This is a genomic window from Streptomyces sp. NPDC051051 (assembly GCF_040682975.1).
Lineage (GTDB): Bacteria > Actinomycetota > Actinomycetes > Streptomycetales > Streptomycetaceae > Streptomyces.
Genome location: NZ_JBFBCB010000002.1, coordinates 74,347 through 92,606, shown reverse-complemented (window position 1 = coordinate 92,606; position 18,260 = coordinate 74,347). Strand labels below are relative to the sequence as shown.

At 72.8% G+C, this 18,260-nt stretch carries 16 protein-coding genes; 9 read left to right on the top strand and 7 right to left on the bottom strand.

Going from position 1 to position 18,260, the window contains the following annotated elements; all coding sequences use genetic code 11:
• Nucleotides 1-6 precede the first annotated feature (6 nt).
• Nucleotides 7-333, bottom strand: a complete 327-nt coding sequence (locus AB0N31_RS02080) for a hypothetical protein (protein WP_366056393.1) — start codon at nucleotides 331-333, stop codon at nucleotides 7-9.
• Between the two features lie 225 nt (nucleotides 334-558).
• Between AB0N31_RS02080 and AB0N31_RS02075 the strand changes: the two genes are divergently transcribed.
• From AB0N31_RS02075 to AB0N31_RS02050, 6 genes are all read left to right on the top strand, one after another.
• Nucleotides 559-1,518, top strand: coding sequence for an STM4015 family protein (locus tag AB0N31_RS02075; protein ID WP_366056392.1), 960 nt, complete (start codon nucleotides 559-561; stop codon nucleotides 1,516-1,518).
• Between the two features lie 82 nt (nucleotides 1,519-1,600).
• Entirely contained in the window at nucleotides 1,601-2,737 is a 1,137-nt protein-coding gene (locus AB0N31_RS02070; protein ID WP_366056391.1) for an STM4014 family protein, read from the top strand.
• Nucleotides 2,738-2,759: 22 nt separating this feature from the next.
• A complete protein-coding gene (locus tag AB0N31_RS02065) occupies nucleotides 2,760-3,587 on the top strand; it encodes an STM4013/SEN3800 family hydrolase (protein WP_366056595.1) in 828 nt (275 codons plus the stop codon).
• Entirely contained in the window at nucleotides 3,584-4,933 is a 1,350-nt protein-coding gene (locus AB0N31_RS02060) for an STM4012 family radical SAM protein (RefSeq protein ID WP_366056390.1), read from the top strand. Before AB0N31_RS02065 ends, AB0N31_RS02060 begins: the two co-directional genes overlap by 4 nt.
• A gap of 9 nt (nucleotides 4,934-4,942) precedes the next feature.
• On the top strand, nucleotides 4,943-5,845 hold the full coding sequence (locus AB0N31_RS02055) for an STM4011 family radical SAM protein (protein WP_366056389.1): 903 nt from the start codon (nucleotides 4,943-4,945) through the stop codon (nucleotides 5,843-5,845).
• Nucleotides 5,846-5,873: 28 nt separating this feature from the next.
• On the top strand, nucleotides 5,874-7,430 hold the full coding sequence (locus tag AB0N31_RS02050) for a CYTH and CHAD domain-containing protein (protein WP_366056388.1): 1,557 nt from the start codon (nucleotides 5,874-5,876) through the stop codon (nucleotides 7,428-7,430).
• An 87-nt stretch (nucleotides 7,431-7,517) separates the two neighbouring features.
• Here AB0N31_RS02050 and AB0N31_RS02045 read toward each other — a convergent pair whose 3' ends face one another.
• The 5 genes from AB0N31_RS02045 to AB0N31_RS02025 form a co-directional block, all read right to left on the bottom strand.
• Nucleotides 7,518-9,551 (bottom strand): RICIN domain-containing protein, encoded by a 2,034-nt coding sequence (locus AB0N31_RS02045; RefSeq protein WP_366056386.1) that lies wholly within the window; start codon nucleotides 9,549-9,551, stop codon nucleotides 7,518-7,520.
• A 123-nt stretch (nucleotides 9,552-9,674) separates the two neighbouring features.
• Nucleotides 9,675-11,717 carry a beta-galactosidase gene (locus tag AB0N31_RS02040; RefSeq protein ID WP_366056385.1) on the bottom strand — a complete coding sequence of 681 codons (2,043 nt, stop codon included), beginning with the start codon at nucleotides 11,715-11,717 and terminating at the stop codon, nucleotides 9,675-9,677.
• A 74-nt stretch (nucleotides 11,718-11,791) separates the two neighbouring features.
• A complete protein-coding gene (locus tag AB0N31_RS02035; protein ID WP_366056384.1) occupies nucleotides 11,792-13,129 on the bottom strand; it encodes a sugar ABC transporter substrate-binding protein in 1,338 nt (445 codons plus the stop codon).
• A gap of 89 nt (nucleotides 13,130-13,218) precedes the next feature.
• Nucleotides 13,219-14,166 carry a carbohydrate ABC transporter permease gene (locus AB0N31_RS02030; protein ID WP_366056383.1) on the bottom strand — a complete coding sequence of 316 codons (948 nt, stop codon included), beginning with the start codon at nucleotides 14,164-14,166 and terminating at the stop codon, nucleotides 13,219-13,221.
• Between the two features lie 4 nt (nucleotides 14,167-14,170).
• On the bottom strand, nucleotides 14,171-15,097 hold the full coding sequence (locus tag AB0N31_RS02025) for a sugar ABC transporter permease (RefSeq protein WP_366056382.1): 927 nt from the start codon (nucleotides 15,095-15,097) through the stop codon (nucleotides 14,171-14,173).
• Nucleotides 15,098-15,444: 347 nt separating this feature from the next.
• Here AB0N31_RS02025 and AB0N31_RS02020 point away from each other — a divergent pair, with 347 nt between their 5' ends.
• Nucleotides 15,445-16,476 carry a LacI family DNA-binding transcriptional regulator gene (locus AB0N31_RS02020; protein WP_366056594.1) on the top strand — a complete coding sequence of 344 codons (1,032 nt, stop codon included), beginning with the start codon at nucleotides 15,445-15,447 and terminating at the stop codon, nucleotides 16,474-16,476.
• Between the two features lie 141 nt (nucleotides 16,477-16,617).
• Here the strand turns inward: AB0N31_RS02020 and AB0N31_RS02015 are convergent, their stop codons facing one another.
• On the bottom strand, nucleotides 16,618-17,286 hold the full coding sequence (locus tag AB0N31_RS02015) for a lysophospholipid acyltransferase family protein (protein ID WP_366056381.1): 669 nt from the start codon (nucleotides 17,284-17,286) through the stop codon (nucleotides 16,618-16,620).
• Nucleotides 17,287-17,485: 199 nt separating this feature from the next.
• Between AB0N31_RS02015 and AB0N31_RS02010 the strand changes: the two genes are divergently transcribed.
• The gene (locus AB0N31_RS02010; protein ID WP_366056380.1) at nucleotides 17,486-17,662 is read left to right on the top strand and encodes a hypothetical protein; all 177 of its coding nucleotides are present in this window, start codon (nucleotides 17,486-17,488) and stop codon (nucleotides 17,660-17,662) included.
• A gap of 225 nt (nucleotides 17,663-17,887) precedes the next feature.
• Nucleotides 17,888-18,205, top strand: coding sequence for a hypothetical protein (locus AB0N31_RS02005; protein WP_366056379.1), 318 nt, complete (start codon nucleotides 17,888-17,890; stop codon nucleotides 18,203-18,205).
• Nucleotides 18,206-18,260: the final 55 nt, after the last annotated feature.

The following is an 18,260-nucleotide window of genomic DNA, read 5'->3' as shown; positions in this document are numbered from 1 at the left end:
ACCCGCTCAGTCCGCCACGATCCGCACGGACCCCGGCACGTACTCCCGCTGCCGGATGACCCGGAACCACCCCTTGGGCAGCGGGATCACCGCATGTTCCTCGTGCACCACCCGGCCGCCCTGCGGCAGATGCAGCAGCAGCGGGCCGAACGGCCCCGGCTCCCGCACCAGTTCCCCCGGCCCGACGACCGCGTGGGCGTGCCCGGTGACCTCGCCCAGCGCCAGCACCAGCCGGCCCCGCCGGTCGCGAGGCTCCTTCGGCGCGGCGGTGACATGCGCGGGCACGGCCTCCTCCGCCACCGGAACGATCAGCACGTCTCCCTGCCGGTACACGAACGGCCCTCCCTCCCGCCGGCGCGGGACGCGCCGGACTCATGACGCAGACCGTAGGCGCCCCCACTGACAGCGCCCGGACCACACGCGCCGGACACACGCGCCCGGACCGCACCCGCCCGGGCCACGCCCCCGACCACCGCCCCGCCACCGGTCCTGTCAGTGCCTGTTGGTAGAACTGCGGTCACCACGCAACGCACCCTCGTCCTCCCCAGGAGCAGCCGCATGACCATCGGTGACCACCTCGACGCGCTGTACCGGCTGCCCGCCTACACCTTCCCGGGCCCCGACGCGCCGACCGACGACCTTCCCGAGGCGGAGGCCTTCGCCTGGCGCGTCACCAGCGACGTGTACGACGCCGACGAGGAGTGGACGCGGGCCTTCGCCCGCTTCTGTGCCGCCGTCGACACCACCCGCGTGCGCGCGCTGATCGTCGGCGCCTGGCAGGAGGCGTACGACAGCGAGCCCACCGCCGTCGTCGAGGCGCTGGTGGCGGCCCGCGAGCGGTTCCCCGCGCTGCGGGCCCTGTTCGTCGGGGACATGGTCATGGAGGAGTGCGAGATCTCCTGGATCAACCAGACCGATCTGACGCCCCTCCTCGCCGCCTACCCCGAACTGGAGGAGTTCGGTGTCCGCGGCGGCTCGGGCCTGCGCTTCCCGGCGCTGAGGCACGACGCCCTGCGCCGGCTCACCATCGAGTCCGGCGGTCTGCCCGCGGAGGTCGTGCGCGGCATCGGCGCCAGCGACCTGCCCGCGCTGGAGCACCTCGACCTGTGGCTGGGCACCCCCGACTACGGCGGCGACAGCGAGGCCGCCGACCTGGAACCGATCCTGTCCGGCGCCCGCCTGCCGCGCCTGCGCCACCTGGCGCTGCGCAACAGCGAGATGCAGGACGCCGTCGCCGCGGCCGTCGCCTCCGCGCCGGTGGTCGCCCGCCTGGAGGTCCTGGACCTGTCCATGGGCGTCCTGACCGACGAGGGCGGCGCCGCACTCCTCGCCGGACAGCCCCTCACCCACCTGAAGAAGCTCGACCTCCACCACCACTACCTCAGCGAGGCCCTGACGGACCGGATCCGCCGGACCGTCGAGACCGAGGGCGTCGAGGTGGACCTCGACCGCGACGACGCCGACGAGGACCAGGACGACGACGGCACGGTGTGGCGGTACGTGGCCGTGGGGGAGTGAACACCCCCTGAGCACCCCCCTCGGCCCGCCCCGGAACACCCCTGCACCGCGCAGGCACCCGAACACCCCACGAGAGGACGCCATGCAGCGGCCGGCCCCCCACCGGCGGCCCCGCTTCGCGGTCGTCGGCAATCCCGGGAACCGCCGCGTCACCCTCTTCGCGGACGCCGTGCGCGCGGCCGGCCTTCCCGCCCCGCGCGTCGTCGCCTGGGCAGAGGTCCTGCGCGACGGCGGAGCCGAGTTCGGCCCCGAGGAGATCGTCCGGATCGACTCACCGGGCGAGAACGCGGACGTCGACCGGCTGCTGCGCGGCACCGCCGACCCCACCCGCGTCGAGGGCTCGGCCCGCTGGTACGCCGGCTTCACCGCCGCGCTCGCCGGCCTGCGCGGCGGCATCCGCCTCGACGATCCCGACGACCTCCCCGTGCTGTTCGACAAACGGCGCTGCCACGCCGTCCTCGACGCCGCCGGCGTACCGGTCCCGGCCTCGCCCACCTCGGGCCCCGCGGCCGCCCCGGTACGGGGCTGGGACGACGTACGGGCGCTGATGCGGGAGCACCGGATGCCGCGGCTGTTCGTCAAACCCGCGCACGGCTCGTCCGCGTCGGGCGTGCTGGCCGTGGAGACCGGCGGACCGGGCCGGATCAGGGCCACCACCTCGGTGGAACTCACCTCCGACGGGCGCCTGTTCAACTCGCTCCGGGTCCGCCGCTACCAGGACGAGCGGGACATCGCGGCCGTCGTCGACGCGCTCGCCCCCGACGGCCTGCACCTGGAACGCTGGCTGCCGAAGGCCTCCCAGCAGGGCCGCGCCGCCGATCTGCGGGTCGTCGTCGTGGCCGGTCGCGCCACCCACGCGGTGGTGCGCACCAGCCTCTCGCCCCTCACCAACCTCCACCTCGGCGGCAGCCGCGGCGACCTCGAAGCGGCCCGGCAGGCCGTGGCGGCGGCGGGCGCCCGCTGGTCCGACCTGCTCGGCGTGTGCGAGCGGGCCGCCGCCTGCTTCCCCCGCACCCTCTGCGTGGGCGTCGACCTGCTGCCGGCCGTCGACTGGCGCAGGGCCGCCGTCGGCGAGGTGAACGCCTTCGGCGACCTGCTGCCCCGGCTCACCGGCCTCCCCGGCAGCGGCGCGGAGGGCCTCGACACCTACGCCACCCAGGTGGCCGCGGCCCTGAGCGGCGCCCCCGCCCGCCACAGAACAGGAACACCCCATGCGTGACCCGGACCCGAACCAGCCGGACATGAACCAGGTGGTGGGCACCCACGACCTCCTACTCGTCACCCTCGACACCCTGCGCCACGACGTCGCCGCCGAACTGGCCGCCGCCGGCCGCCTCCCCCACCTGGCCCGCCACCTCCCCGGCGGCCGCTGGGAGAAGCGGCACGCCCCCGGCAGCTTCACCTACGCCTCCCACCAGGCGATCTTCGCCGGCTTCCTGCCCACTCCGGCCGCCCCCGGACCCCACCCGCGCCTGTTCGCGGCGAGCTTCGCCGGCAGCGAGACCACCGCCGACAAGACCTTCGTCTTCGACACCCCCGACCTCGTGTCCGGCCTGGCGAAGGCGGGTTACCACACCGTGTGCGTCGGGGGAGTGGGCTTCTTCAACAAGCAGGGCCCGCTGGGCTCGGTGCTGCCCGGCCTGTTCCACGAGTCCCACTGGGCACCGGAGTTCGGTGTCACCTCGCCCCGCTCCTTCGAGAACCAGGTGGCCCGCGCCGAACGCGTCGTACACGAACTCCCCGACGAGCAGCGCCTGTTCCTGTTCGTCAACGTCTCCGCGCTGCACCAGCCGAACTGGTTCCACCTGCCCGGCGCGACCCGCGGGTCCGGGGACACCCGCGCGTCGCACGCCGCCGCGCTGGAGTACGTCGACCGGCACATCGGCCGGCTGTTCGCGGCGGCGAGCAGCCGGCGCCGCTGCTTCGCGATCGTCTGCTCCGACCACGGCACCGCCTACGGCGACGACGGCTACACCGGCCACCGCCTCGGCCACGAGTCGGTGTGGACCGTGCCCTACGCCCATTTCTTCCTCGACCCCGCACCCCGTCCGACGGAGGCCACCGGATGACCACCGCCGAGCCGATCACCGAGCCGAGCACCCGCACCACCCCCTACCAGCACTATGTCTACGCCTACCCGCACAAGACGGCCTACCGCGCTCTTCCCGACCGCCCCGCGCTGAGCACCCTGTGGGCGGCCGAACCCAAGGACGCCCTCTCCCTCTACCTGCACATCCCGTTCTGCGAGGTCCGCTGCGGCTTCTGCAACCTCTTCACCCGCATCGGCGCCCCCGACGGCCTGACCGGCGCCTACCTCGACGCGCTCGAACGCCAGGCGGACGCCGTACGGGAAGCGCTCGGCGGCACCGACGAGGTGCGCTTCGCCACCGCGGCCTTCGGCGGCGGCACCCCCACCTTCCTCACCGCGGCCGAACTGGACCGCCTCTGCGACATCGCCGAGCAGCGCATGGGCGCCGACCTGCGTGCCGTCCCCCTGTCCGTCGAGGCCTCGCCCGCCACCGCCACCGCCGACCGGCTCGCCGTCCTGGCCGGCCGCGGCGCCACCCGGCTCAGCCTCGGCGTGCAGAGCTTCGTCGACTCCGAGGCCCGCGCCGCCGTGCGCCCGCAGCGCCGCGCCGACGTCGAGGCCGCCCTCGGCCGGATCCGCGACGCCCGCGTACCGGTCCTCAACATCGACCTCATCTACGGCATCGACGGGCAGACCGAGGACACCTGGCGCCACTCCCTCGACGCGGCCCTGGCCTGGCGTCCAGAGGAGCTGTACCTCTACCCCCTCTACGTCCGCCCCCTCACCGGCCTCGACCGCCGCCGCGGCGGCCCCGACCCGGAATGGGACGAACAGCGGCTGCGCCTGTACCGGGCCGGCCGCGACCACCTCCTCGCCCACGGCTACACCCAGCAGTCCATGCGCATGTTCCGCCGCACGGACGCCCCGCCCCAGGGAGCCGACGACCACGCCTGCCAGACCGACGGCATGATCGGACTCGGCTGCGGCGCCCGCTCCTACACGGCCCGCCTGCACTACTCCTTCGACTACGCCGTCGGCATGCACGAGGTCCGCGCGATCATCGACGACTACGTCTCCACCACCGACTTCGCCCACGCCGAGGTCGGCCACGCCATGGACGGCCACGAGGCGCGCCGCCGCCACCTCCTGCAGTCCCTCCTCCAGGCCGACGGCCTGCGCACCGACGACTACCGGGCCCGCTTCGGCACCGCCCCCGCCGACGACTTCGGTCCCGAACTCGAACGCCTCGCCGACCACGGCTGGCTGACCGGCGACCCGGCCGTCCTCAGGCTCACGCCGGAGGGCCTCGCCCACTCCGACGCGATCGGCCCCGCCCTGTTCTCCCCGGCCGTGCGGGCCGCCATGGCCGCCTACGAGAGGAAGTGAGCACCGGTCATGGACCTGACCCTGCTCTACCGCGGTCCCCTGGCCTCCTGCGACTACGACTGCCCCTACTGCCCGTTCGCCAAGCGGCGCGACACGGGTGACCGGCTCCGCGCCGACCGCGCCGCGCTGGAGCGCTTCGCCGACTGGGCGGCACGGCAGACCGACGACCGCCTCTCCCTGCTGTTCACCCCCTGGGGCGAGGGCCTGGTCCGCTCCTGGTACCGGCGCACCCTCGCCGACCTCTCCCGGCTCCCGCACATCCGCCGGGTCGCCATCCAGACCAACCTCAGCTGCCGCACCGACTGGCTCGCCGACGCGGACCCCGACACCCTCGCCCTGTGGTGCACCTACCATCCCGGCCAGACCCCCTACGACCGCTTCCTCGCCAAGTGCCGCGACCTCGCCACGCGCGGCATCCGCTTCAGCGTCGGCGTCGTCGGCCTGCCCGACCACCTCGAAGCGGCCCGCCGCCTGCGCGCCGACCTCCCCGCACACGTCTACCTGTGGATCAACGCCGCCGACGGCCACACCTACAACGACGCCGACGCCGCCCGGTGGACGGACCTCGACCCGCTGTTCCCGTACAGCCGCCACCCGCACACCAGCGCCGGCCTGCCCTGCCGCACCGGCGAGTCCGTGGTCTCCGTCGACGGCGAGGGCACGGTCCGGCGCTGCCACTTCGTCCCCGCCCCCCTCGGCAACCTCTACGACGGCTCCTACCGTGCCGCCCTGCGCCCCCGCCCCTGCCCGCTGGCCGTCTGCGACTGCCACATCGGCTACGTCCACCTGGAGACGCTGCCCCTCTACGACGTCTTCGCGGGCGGCGTGCTGGAACGCGTCCCGGCCACGGTGCCCTCCCGGCACGCCGTCGACCTGCCGACCCCCGCGCCCGCGGGCTCGGGGGAGGTTTGATCCGGCGGATCGTGTCAACCGGGTAGGCATGACCGAGTCGACGCGGGAGACCGAACGAAAGTACGAGGTGCCGGCAGCGGGCGACCTTCCGAGCCTGTCCCGGCTGACCGGCGCGGGCGGCGGCTGGTCGCTCGCCGACGGGGGCCGCCACGACCTGGACGCGGTGTACTACGACACCGCCGACCTGCGCCTGTTGCGCGCCCGCGCGACCCTGCGCCGCCGTACGGGCGGCCCCGACGCCGGCTGGCACCTGAAGCTGCCGCTGGACGAGGACACCCGCGAAGAGCTCCGCGCCCCCCTCGGGACGAACGATCACGGCAACCCGGACGACATCCCCGACGGCCTGCGGGACCTGGTGCTCTCCCGGACCCGCGGCGCCCGCCTCGAACCGGTGCTGCGCCTGCGCACCGACCGGACCGTGCGCGAACTGCTCGACGCCGACGGCGGCCTCCTCGCCGAGCTGACGCTCGACCGGGTCCGCGCCGACTCCCTGCGCGGCGATCGCGGCCACACGTCCTGGACGGAACTGGAGGTCGAGGCGGTCGCCGAGGAACCCGCCGCCACCGTCCTGAAGCGGGTCGAAAAGGCCCTCGGCAAGGAGGGCTTCACCCGCTCGGACGCCCCGTCCAAGGCGGTCCGCGCCCTGAACGACACCGTGCCCGGTGCGCTGCCCGCCCCGCACTCATCCCCCGGCACCCCCGGTACCGCCGGCGAGCACGTGCGTGCCTACCTGACCCGGCAGGTCCGGGCGATCGTCGACCTCGACCCGGCCGTACGACGCGGCCTGCCCGACTCGGTGCACCGGATGCGCGTCGCCTGCCGCCGGCTGCGCAGCTGCCTGCGCTCCTACCGTCCGCTCCTCGACCGCGGGGTCACCGAGCCGGTCCGCGCCGAACTGAAGTGGCTCGGCGGTGAACTGGGCGCCGAACGCGACCAGGAGGTGCTGCTGGAACGGCTGCGCCGCGGCGTCGACGCGCTGCCCGGCGAACTGGTCCTCGGCCCGGTCTCCGCCCGCCTCCAGGCGTGGGACGTCGCCCGCTCGGCCGAGGCCCGCGACCGCACCCTCGCGGCGCTGTCCTCGCCCCGCTACGTGGCACTCCTGGAGGCACTGGACCGGCTGAGCGCCCACCCGCCGCTGCGTCCGAAGGCCGCCCGGAAGCCGGCCAGGGTCCTGCCCGGGGCACTCCGCAAGGAGCAGGACCGCCTCGCCCGCCGCGTCGAGCGCGCCCTGGGCACACCCGCGGGTCCGGAGCGCGACGCCGCCCTCCACCAGGCCCGCAAGGCGGCCAAGCGGGTCCGGTACGCCGCCGAGGCGGCCCGGCCGGCCCTCGGCGGCACCGCGAAACGCCTCGGCAAGCGCGTCAAGGCCGTGCAGAAGGCGCTCGGCGACCACCACGACGGCGTCGTGGCCCGCGAGACCCTGCGCCGCCAGGCCGTGGCCGCCCACCGGGCCGGCGAACCCGGATTCACCTGGGGGCTGCTGTACGGCCGGGAGCAGGCCGGGGCCGCCGACCGGGAGCGGGAGCTGCCGGAGCTGTGGCGGGCGGCCGAACGCGGCGGCCCGCAGAGGACGAAGCGCTCCTGACGCCCCGCACCCGGCGCACGAAGGGCCGCGCCCGCACCGTCGACGACACGGTGCGGGCGCGGCCCTTCCGGCTGCGGGCGGGAGGTGTTACGACGCGTCGGTCACGTCCGTCACCCTCCAGCGCTGGTTGGAGCCGGAGTTGGGCGGCCAGGTCGTGACGGCGGCGCCCTCGTGGGTCGCCTGGCCGCCGACCTCGAGGACCCGGCCGGTGGCGGGGTTCACCAGGGTCCAGGTGCCGTCACCGGTGGTCGACATGACCCACTCGGTGGCGGGGTCGCGCTCACCGGTGTCGGGCTCCACCACGGGCACGTTGTCGCGGACCGCCAGCCGCTTGCCCTCGGCCGGGTTGGCGAACACGTAGCGCTGGCGGGCGCCGGTCTCGCCGTACCGGGCGTCGAGCCGCCACTGCTGGGCGACGGTGCCGTTGCCGGTGCCGAGGACCAGACCGGTGCCGTTCGCGGCGACGGTGACCGCCTTGCCGCTCTGCACGCCGGTCAGCGTGTAGGTGTGGCCCTTGCGGATCAGCGGGGCGTCCTTCGCGACGCCGGAGACGCCCTCGACGGCGAAGGAGGTCACCGACTGGGCGGGCACGGTGAAGGTGGCCCTGCGGTCGGCGACCGCGATCGGCGCCTGCGGCCGGAGCTTGCCGTCGGCGCTGGTGACCACCGGGGTGACGGTGGCGTTCTTGCCGATCCTGCGGAACTTCGACAGGTCGACGGTGACCGTGCGGGCCTCGGTCGTGCTGTTGACGTGGACGAGCGAGGCGCCCTTGCCGTCCGCGGTGACGGCGGCGGCGCTGGAGGTGTCGTCCACCTTGATCAGCCGGTCGCCGGGCTTGATGAAGTGCGTGAAGTTGCGCGCGGTGTCGAACTTGGTGTTGGTGTATATCGGGCAGGACTCCAGCGTGTCCTGCGAGGTGCAGCTGAACGGCAGCTGGATGCTGCCCCAGTTGCCGCCCTTCGCGGACTCGCCGCCCGGCTTCATGTTGTCGTGGTCCTCGACCGGCTGCCAGAACACCCAGGCCTTGGGCTCCAGTTCGCGCAGGTCGTTCACGATCTGCTGGGCGAGCCCGAGACCGGGACGCATGTCGGTGAAGCTCTGGCCGTCGCCCCAGTCGCCCTCGACCTCGCTCATCCACAGCGGCTTGTCCGCCGCCTTGGCCAGGTCCCGCACGGTGGTGCGCTGCCCGGTGCCGTAGGTGTGGACGTTCATCTGGTCGACGAGGTCGCGGGAGGCCTGCGAGTAGGAGTTCCAGTTCGTGGCGAAGAGGCCCGGGTTGGTCTCGTCCATCGCCGAGATGTCCGCCTTGACCTTCGCCTTCTTCAGCGCCGGCGCCAGGGCGGCGAGGACCTGCTGCTGGACCGCGGGGCCGATGTGGGCGCCCTCCTGACGGCCGCCGACCGGCTCGCCGTCCGCGCCGAGACGGGTGCCCCAGTAATTGGTGTTCGGCTCGTTGAACGGGTCGATCGTGTCGACCTTGATGCCCTCGGCCTTCTCCAGCCGCTTCGTCGCGCCCGCGAGATAGGCGGCGAAGTCGTCGACCGACTCCGGCTTGAGCTGCTCGGCGCCGGCGTCGAACCCGCCGGAGACGTACCCGCTGACGGTCATGAACCACGGCGGGGAGTTGCTGAACGTCTCCCAGTGGTCGATGTCGTTCTTGATCCGGTCGACCCACCAGCGCTGGGTGGCGTCGGCGTCCTCGTTCCAGTCGGCCGGGTCGTCGGCGCTCCACCAGTCGGTGTCCGTGCGCGTGGTCCCCGCGGGCGCCTTCCACCAGCCCTCGACGGCGCCGCCGGCCCGCAGGTAGTCCTCGACGTCCGGGGCGTTGCCGCCGCCGATGTTGTACCGGGCGATGTTGAGCGCCAGCCCGTCGTCGTCGAAGAGGAGCTTCGCGAGCTTCTCGCGTATCTCCGCCGGGTAGTCGCCGGTCGCGTTGGCGAACCAGACGAGGCTGGTGCCCCAGCCCTCGAACTTCTCCTGCCGGTACGACGGGTCCGGCGTCACGGTGACGGCCGCGGCGGCCTCGGCCTGCGCCGGAACGGCGAGCAGGGCGGCCCCGGTGGCCAGGGCGGTCAGTGCGGCGGCCCCGAGGGTCCGTCTGTTGCGCGTACGGCGTGCCATCTGTTCTCCCAACTGCGGTGCGGTCGCTGCATGGGTCCCTCCCGCCGAGGGGGGCGGGAGGGCATGGCCCCCGGCACGGCGGCGTGCGCCGTGCCGGGGAGTCGTGCGGGTGGGGCGCCCGTCTCAGCCGACGGGCTGGCGCAGTACGGCGACCTCGCGCGGCCCGAGGACCAGGGCGCCGTCGGTGCCGCCGGCGCCGACCAGGACGTCCCCGGCCAGTCCGGTCACGGGCACCGTGTCGTCGGTGCGGTTCACCAGGAACAGGAAGCGTCCCGCCTCCCCGCTCCGGACGGTCAGTTCGACCCGGCCGCGTGCCTCCTGAGGAAGCTCGCTCGCGACCCCGGCCGGCTCCAGCAGCCGCGGCAGCAGCGACACCAGGCCGTCGACGCCGAGGCGGGTGGAGACGTAGGACGCCGAACCCTCCCCGGTGGTACGGCGGGTGACGGCGGGCCGTCCGGCCTGCGCACCGGTGCGGTAGCCGGCCAGGACCTGCGTGTCGGCGTCGGCGACGGCGATCCGGTCGGTCCACAGGGTGCCCGTGGTCCCGTCGTCCAGCTCCACGCTCTCCCCGGCCAGCAGCGGCCCGAACTCCTCCACGCGGATGCCGAGCAGCTCGCGCAGGGCGCCGGGGTAGCCGCCCAGCCAGACGTGGTCGTTCTCGTCGACGACACCGGAGAAGTACGTGGTGATCAGGTGACCGCCCCGCTCGGCGTACCGGGTCAGCTCCTTGGCCAGCTCGGCGGGGACCACGTGCAGCACCGGCGCGATCAGCACCTGGTGGCGGGAGAGGTCGGCGCGGGTGGTGACGAGGTCGGCGCGGACGCCGAGGGCGAGGAGCGCCGAGTACCAGTCGAGCGCCTCCTGCCGGTAGTCGAGCAGGGAGGTGGGGTGCGAGTCCTGCTCGCTGGCCCACCACGACTCCCAGTCGTACAAGATGCCGACCCGGGCGGTCTCCCGCTCGGTCCCGGCGACCGGCGCGAGGGTCTTCAGGGTGGCGCCGAGCGCGGTCACCGCGCGGAACAGGTCGCTGTCGGCACCGGCGTGCGGGACCATCGCCGAGTGGTACTTCTCGGCGCCGGCCGCCGACTGCCGCCACTGGAAGTAGCAGACCGCGTCCGCGCCGTGCGCCACGTGCAGCAGCGCGTCGCGGGCGAGCTCGCCGGGCCGCTTGGCCACGTTGACCGGCTGCCAGTTCACGGCGCTGGTGGAGTGCTCCATCAGGAACCAGGGCCGCCCGGCGGCGATGCCGCTCGTCAGGTTCGCCGAGAAGGACAGCTCGTCGCGGTCCTGCGGCCCGGGGTGGACGTAGTGGTCGTTGGAGACGAAGTCGATCTCGTCGGCCCAGTCCGCGTAGTTCATGCCCTTGGTGTTGCCCATCACCATGAAGTTCGTGGTGACCGGCACGTCGGGGGTGAGCTCGCGGAGGATCTCCCGCTCGGCGCGCAGGTGGTCCTTCAGCGCGTCCGAGGAGAAGCGCTTGAAGTCCAGCTGCTGCGTCGGGTTGGGGTGCGAGGCGGCCAGCCGCGGCGGCAGGATCTGCTCCCAGTCGCTGTAGCGCTGTGACCAGAACGCCGTGCCCCACGCGTGGTTGAGGGCCTCCAGCGTGCCGTAGCGGGCGCGCAGCCAGCCGCGGAAGGCGCGGGCCGCGTCGTCGGAGTAGTCGTAGACGTTGTGGCAGCCCAGCTCGTTGGAGACGTGCCAGGCGACCAGCGCGGGGTGGTCCTTGTACCGGGCCGCCAGCTCCCGCACCAGCCGCAGGGCGTGCTCGCGGAAGACGGGGGAGGTGGGACGCCAGTGCTGACGGGCGCCCGGCCACACCGTCTCGCCGTTCGCCGTCACCGGCAGGATCTCCGGGTGGGCAGTGGTCAGCCACGGCGGCGGGGAGGCGGTCGCGGTGGCCAGGTCGACACCGATGTCATGGGCGTGCAGGAGGTCCATGACCTCGTCGAGCCAGCCGAAGTCCCAGGTGTCGTGCGTGGGCTGGATCCGGGCCCAGGAGAAGATCGCCACGGACACCACGGTGACGCCGGCCTCACGCATCAGCCGGACGTCCTCCTCCCACACGTCCCGTGGCCACTGCTCGGGGTTGTAGTCGGCGCCGTAGGCCAGTCGGGGGGCGGGGTCACCGTCCGCTCCGCGGCGGCGGGAGTGGAGGGTGGAGATCATGGCGGTCCTTCCGGGGTGTGGTGCACGGGGGGCGGCGCGGAGTCCGTCCGCGCCGCCCTGCGTCTGGTGCTGTCCTACTTCTCGACGGTGAAGCCCTGCTCCTCGGCGTACTTCACCGAGGCGTCCTGCCAGGCCTTCAGACCGTCCGCGAGCGTGGTGCTCGAGACGTAGGCCTTGCCGACCGTGTCGTTGAAGATCGAGTGGGCGTACTGCTGGAACGGCAGGTACGACCAGTCGCTGGCGACGTTCGCGGCGGACTCGGCGAAGATCTTGTTCGCCTCCTGGCCACCGAGGTAGTCGAACTTGGTGCTCTGGAACTCGGGGGACTCCAGCTCCGCCTTGGTGGCGGGGAAGGCACCCTGCTTGACGCGGGTCTGGACGCCGTCACCGGAGTTCGCGTACTCCACGAAGGCGTAGGCGAGTTCCTTGTTCTTGCCGAGCGAGGGCAGGGTCAGCGAGCTGCCGCCGTTCTCCGCGCTGGCCTTGTCGCCCTTGGTCCAGGCCGGCATCGGGGCGGCGCGCCACTGGCCGGCCGCGTTCGGCACACCGGTGACGAAGTTGGCGGGCATCCAGGCGCCGGTGGTCAGGGTGGCGATGCTGCCGTCGCCCAGGCCCTTGTACCAGTCGTCGGTCCAGCCGGTGACCGGGGCGAGGAGCTTCTCGTCGATGAGCTTCTGCCAGGTGTCCGTGTACTTCTTGGCCTTCGCGTCGCTGAAGTCGATCTTCACATTGGTGCCGTCGACCTTGTACGGACGCGAACCGGCCTGCCACAGCAGGCTGGTGGTGAAGCCGGCGTCGCCGGTGTCGTTGGCGATGTAGACCTTGGGGTCGGCCTTGTGCAGCTTGCGCGCGGCGTCGACGTACTCGTCCCAGGTGGTCGGGACGGCGATCTTGTACTTGTCGAAGATCTTCTTGTTGTAGAACATCGCCATCGGGCCGGAGTCCATCGGCAGGCCGTAGACCGCCTTGTCCTCGCTCACGGCGTTCCACGGACCGGGCGTGTACTTGGACGCCAGCTTGTCGGCGCCGAAGGGGGCCAGGTCGGTGAGGCCCTTGCCGAGGGCGTACTGGTTCACCGCGAAGTACTCGACCTGCGCGACGTCCGGGACGCCCTTCTCGGCCGAGATCGCGTTCGACAGCGCGGTGTAGTGCTTGTCGCCCGACCGCTCGCTGACGAGGTTGATCTTGACCTTCGGGTACTTCTTCTCGAAGTCGGCGGCGACCGTCTTCAGCGTGGGCTCCCAGGACCACACCGTCACCGTGCCGCCCTTCTTCAGGGCGGCCTGGACGTCCGAGGCGGAGACGGCCTTCTCGGCGGAGTCGTCGTCCGAGCCGCCGCAGGCGGTGGCACCCAGGGCCACGGCGGACAGGAGGGCGATGCCGCGCAGCAGGCGGCTGGTGTTTCTGCGCATGAGGGTGCTTCCACTTCTTCGTGGGTGGGACGGGGTGAGGGTGGTGGTGCGTGATGTGGGGCTGAGGGGGCGGCCGGGGAGCCGCGCGGTCACTCCTTGACGCTGCCCGCGGCGAGACCCGACTGCCAGTACTTCTGGAGCAGCAGGAACGCGGCGATGAGCGGCAGGATGGTGAGCAGCGAACCGGTGATCACCAGGTTGAAGATGACGTCGCCGCCGACGGTCTCGGCCTGGGAGTTCCACGCGCTCAGACCGAGCGTCAGCGGGTACCAGTCCGAGTCCTTGAGCATGATCAGCGGCAGGAAGTAGTTGTTCCAGGTGGCGACCGTGGTGAACAGCAGCACGGTCACGATGCCGGGGGCGAGCAGCGGCAGGGCGACGGTGAAGAAGGTGCGCGCCTCGCCGGCCCCGTCGATGCGGGCGGCCTCGAGGAGTTCGGTGGGGATGGCCTCGGTGGCGAACACCCACATCAGGTACAGGCCGAACGGCGAGACCAGCGAGGGGATGATCACCGCCCACGGGGTGTCGGTCAGGCCCATCTTGCTGAACATCAGGAAGGTGGGCACCGCGAGGGCCGTACCGGGGACCGCCACCGCGCCGATGACCGTGGCGAAGATGCCGCGCTTGCCGGGGAAGTCGAACTTCGCCAGCGCGTATCCGCCGAGGACCGCCAGGAGGGTGGCCCCGCCGGCGCCCAGCACCACGTACATCAGGGTGTTCAGCAGCCAGCGCGTGAACACGCCGTCGTGGTAGGTGAACGTGTCGTGGATGTTGTCCCACAGCGCGAAGTCGTCGGCGAACCACATCCCGGACGAGTCGGCCAGACCCGCCTGCGTCTTGGTGGCGTTGATGGCCAGCCAGATCAGCGGCACGACGGTGTAGACGACGATCAGCGAGGTCAGCACCGTCAGCAGCACGCTGCGCTTGGGCTTGTCGGGGGAGTGCCTGCGCGCTTTGCGCAGCCGTGGCGCGCCGCGGCCGGGACCGGAGGTCTTGGCGGGTGCGGCCGGGGAGGCGGTGGTGAGAGGGCTGCTCATCGGGTCACGCTCCCTTGCGCATGCCGCGCAGCTGCACGACGTAGGCGATCACCATCGTGATCAGGCCCATGATGATGGCCACCGTCGCGGAGTAGTTGTGCTGCTGGCCGTTGAAGGACAGCGAGTACGTGTAGAAGTTCGGCGTGTAGTCGGTGGTGATGGCGTTGCGGGCCAGCGGCCGCAGGATGTTCGGCTCGTTGAACAGCTGGAAGCTGCCGATGATGGAGAAGATCGTCGCGATGACCAGGGCGCCCCGGATCGCGGGCAGCTTGATCGCGGTGATCACGCGGATCTGTCCGGCGCCGTCGATCTCCGCCGCCTCGTACAGCGAGTTCGGGATGACGCGCAGCGCCGAGTAGAAGATCAGCATGTTGTAGCCGACGAACTCCCAGGTGACGATGTTGCCGATGGACGCCAGCACCAGGTCGGGGGAGAGCGGGTCGGGCAGCGAGACGTCGAACGCCCCGTTGATGTCGCCGACCAGGCCGTACTTCGTGCCGTACATGAAGCCCCACATGAGGGTGGCGACCACGGCGGGCACCGCGTACGGCAGGAAGATCGTGATGCGGAAGAAGCTCTTGCCGTAGAGCCGGCCGCTGTCCAGCGCCAGGGCCACCAGCAGGGCGATGCCCAGCATGATCGGCACCTGGACGACCAGGAACAGCGACACCCGCACGAGCGCGCTCCAGAACTGGTCGTCCTGCAGCGCCTGCGTGTAGTTGTCGAAGCCGACGAACTGGGTGCCGCCGATGAGCTGGTCCCGGAACAGGCTGAGGTAGATCGAATACACGATCGGCGCCAGGAAGACCAGGGCGAACACGGCCACGAAGGGACCGATGAAACCCCAGCCCGTCCACGAGCGGCGGTCCCGTTTCGCCGGAGGGGGCGCCGGCCGCGGCTCGGCGGCCACCGGCGGTTGCAGCGTCGTCATGTCGTTCCTCGCTCATCCAGTCCTGGAACAGGCGGTGTCGCACGGGTGTGCCGTGCGCACCGCCACGATGTTTACGCAAACATCAGCCATCCGGAAGGGCCGGTGGGCTGTTATGTTTACGTAAACATCTGATGGCGGCATGTCTACACTGCCCCGATAACCATGGTCAAGGGTCATCTGCGGAGACCCTGGAAGCTGCGGCGAGAGAAAGTAGGGGGCAACGCGTGGAGATGGCTGAAAGGGCCCCGGCGGCCGACGCCGGGACGGCCACGGCCCCGGCGGGGGGCGCCCAGGAGCGGGACGCCGTGGTGCGACGCGCTCGCGGCCGCGGCCGGGCCACCGCCTCGATGGCGGACGTGGCACGCCTCGCCGGCGTGTCCTCGCAGACGGTCTCCCGGGTCTCCAACGGTTACGCCGGTGTGAACGAGGAGACCCGGCAGCAGGTGCTCGCCGCCATGAAGGAACTCGGCTACCGGCCCAACAGTGCGGCCCGCGCCCTCAAACGCGGCGAGTTCCGCACGATAGGCGTGATCACCTTCACGCTGTCCACGACCGGCAACATGCGCACCCTGGACGCCATCGCCACCTCCGCCGCCGCCGAGGGCTACGCGGTGACGCTGCTGCCGGTCGCGGTGCCCACCCAGGACGAGGTGCGCGGCGCGTTCTCCCGCCTGGAGGAACTCGCCGTCGACGCGGTCATCGTCATCATGGAGGTCCACCTGCTGGACGCGGCCACCGTCGTCCTGCCGCCGCACGTCCAGGTCGTGGTCGTCGACTCCGACGCCGGCAGCCACTACACCGTCGTCGACACCGACCAGTGGGGCGGCACCCGTACGGCCGTCCAACACCTGCTGGATCTCGGTCATCTGACGGTGTGGCACCTGGCGGGACCCGCGGAGTCCTTCGCCGCCCAGCGCCGTGCCGACGCCTGGCGCGGCGCACTCACCGACGCGGGCCGCCCCGTCCCGCCCCTCGTCCGCGGCGACTGGTCGGCGGAGTCCGGCTACCACGCCGGCCTCGAAATCGCCGCCCGCGAGGACTGCACCGCCGTCTTCGCCGCCAACGACCAGATGGCCCTCGGCCTGCTGCGCGCCCTGCACGAACGGGGCCGACGCGTTCCCGAGGACGTCAGCGTGGTCGGCTTCGACGACATCCCGGAGGCCGGCTCCTTCCTGCCCCCGCTGACCACCCTCCACCAGGACTTCGCCGAGGTCGGCCGGCTCTGCGTGCAGGCCGTCCTGCGCAAGATGCGCCGTGACAGCTTCCCGGGCGGCACGACCCTCGTACCGACCCGCCTGGTCCTGCGCGAGAGCACGGCACCACCGCCGGGCGCCGGACCCGGGGGGCCGCCGCCGGCCGGCGGCCCGGGGGAGGGCTGAGGCCGACCGGCCGGAGCGTGCCGTCCGCTGCCCGGCGGACCCGCGGCCCTGCCGCCCGCCTGCCGGGCGACCCCACTGCCCGCCGTCCGGCAGGTCCCGCCCATCACCGCCGGACCCGGCCGCTCACGCCGGGCCGGCTTCCTACACCAGGCCCAGCTCCAGGTCCCGTTCGCCCGCCGCCCGGGCCGCTGTGCGCCAGGCGACCGTGACGGCGGTGCGGGCGGCCGCCGTGCCGGTGCGGGCCTCCGCGGGAAGTCGCATCGGGGCGCCGACGTGGACGTGGCAGTGGGGGCGGCGCAGCGGTGCCGTGAGGGCGCCCGCCATCTGCTTGGCGGTCGAACCCGAGGAGATCCGCCGGGCGCCGACGTGGCCCACCGGCACCACCAGGGCGCCGGAGACCTGCGCGAGGCGGGCGAGTCCGGTGCGGAAGGCCTCCGGCGGGCCGGGCGCCGCGTCCCTGCGGTCCGGCAGCCCGCCCTCGCCGTAGAGCAGGACGTGCCGGCCGCCGGCGAGGGCCTCGGCGGCGGCGTCGAGGGCGTGCGCGGCGCGTGCGGAGCGGCGGTGGACGGGGATGTGCCCCTCGCGGGCCAGCACCCGGCCGAGCACCGGCACCCGCCAGAGCCCCGCGGTCGCCATCACCACGGGCTCCACGCCGAGCCCGCGCAGCGCGGCCAGCACGACCGCGGGGTCGGCCAGGGAGTCGTGGTTGGCGGCGAAGATGGTCCCCGCGGACAGGCGCATCCGCAGTTCACTGGTCACGGTGAGGCGTCCGAACAAGGGCACCAGGACGGAGGCGGCACGGGTGAGCACGGCGGGCCCTTTCCGGTCGGGGTCGGGTGGGTGAGCCCAGTCTGGTGGCGGCGCGGCGACCGCGCCTGAGTACGGCTACTCAGACACCCGTACGACTTCTGCGAGTTGAGCCGTGTCCACGGCCCGGTCCGGGGCATCCGCAGAACGACGGACCCGACCGGGCCGACACCGGCACCCACCCCCCGAAGGGACGGACCTCTTGCTGGCCATCATCGCGGCGGTGGCGTTCTTCATCGCCTTTCTGATCAACGCGGCGGAGATCTCCACCAACGACACCTTCACCTCCACCAACATCATGCTGCTCGGCCTGACCCTGCTCGCCCTCCACGTCGGCGGCATCGGCGCGGGCTGGTCGGCGCGCGGCCGCAGACGCTGAAGGCACCTTCGGTCGGGCCCGCCCCCGGACTCGGGGGCGGGCCCGTCGGCGTGTGCGCCGGGGGAGGCCCGGCGGGCGGACCGGCCGCGGTGCGGGCAGGGCGGCCCCGTGCGGCCCCACGTCTCCGTTTCCGGGACACCCCGCCGATCGGGGCAGGTTCGGCGGCGTTCCGATGGCCGGGCGGAACTCGGGGTAGGCGAGGAGACAACCCAGGAAAGGATCGCCATGACGACCTACGTGATCAGCGTCCCCGGCACCTTCACCACCGGCGTCGACGCGGACACCCGGGCCCGGATCGGCCGTTCCCTCAGGCCGACCGACCCGCACCGCACGCAGATGGGGAACACCGAGGACCTCGACGCCCTCTCCCTGAACGACGACGACACGTTCACCATCCGGCTGACCGTGGAGGCGGACAGCGCGCCCCACGCCGAGGAGAGCGCGCGGCTGCTCGCGCAGTCGGCGTTGCGCGAGTCCGGCCTGGACGAGGGCGACGCCCCGCTGGGCCCGGCGGCGGTCACGGGCATCGACTCCGACATCTGAGCCCCGCCCCACCCCGCGCGGGTGCGGGCCGGAGGGGACTTCCGGAAGGCCTGCC

Excerpts from the sequence above, each read along its gene's own strand:
- AB0N31_RS02075 (WP_366056392.1), top strand. The coding sequence starts at position 559 with ATGACCATCGGTGACCACCTCGACGCGCTGTACCGGCTGCCCGCCTAC.
- AB0N31_RS02070 (WP_366056391.1), top strand. The coding sequence starts at position 1,601 with ATGCAGCGGCCGGCCCCCCACCGGCGGCCCCGCTTCGCGGTCGTCGGC.
- AB0N31_RS02035 (WP_366056384.1), bottom strand. The coding sequence starts at position 13,129 with ATGCGCAGAAACACCAGCCGCCTGCTGCGCGGCATCGCCCTCCTGTCC.
- AB0N31_RS02060 (WP_366056390.1), top strand. The coding sequence starts at position 3,584 with ATGACCACCGCCGAGCCGATCACCGAGCCGAGCACCCGCACCACCCCC.
- AB0N31_RS02025 (WP_366056382.1), bottom strand. The coding sequence starts at position 15,097 with ATGACGACGCTGCAACCGCCGGTGGCCGCCGAGCCGCGGCCGGCGCCC.
- AB0N31_RS02030 (WP_366056383.1), bottom strand. The coding sequence starts at position 14,166 with ATGAGCAGCCCTCTCACCACCGCCTCCCCGGCCGCACCCGCCAAGACC.
- AB0N31_RS02045 (WP_366056386.1), bottom strand. The coding sequence starts at position 9,551 with ATGGCACGCCGTACGCGCAACAGACGGACCCTCGGGGCCGCCGCACTG.
- AB0N31_RS02020 (WP_366056594.1), top strand. The coding sequence starts at position 15,445 with ATGGCGGACGTGGCACGCCTCGCCGGCGTGTCCTCGCAGACGGTCTCC.
- AB0N31_RS02050 (WP_366056388.1), top strand. The coding sequence starts at position 5,874 with ATGACCGAGTCGACGCGGGAGACCGAACGAAAGTACGAGGTGCCGGCA.
- AB0N31_RS02065 (WP_366056595.1), top strand. The coding sequence starts at position 2,760 with ATGAACCAGGTGGTGGGCACCCACGACCTCCTACTCGTCACCCTCGAC.
- AB0N31_RS02055 (WP_366056389.1), top strand. The coding sequence starts at position 4,943 with ATGGACCTGACCCTGCTCTACCGCGGTCCCCTGGCCTCCTGCGACTAC.
- AB0N31_RS02040 (WP_366056385.1), bottom strand. The coding sequence starts at position 11,717 with ATGATCTCCACCCTCCACTCCCGCCGCCGCGGAGCGGACGGTGACCCC.
- AB0N31_RS02005 (WP_366056379.1), top strand. The coding sequence starts at position 17,888 with ATGACGACCTACGTGATCAGCGTCCCCGGCACCTTCACCACCGGCGTC.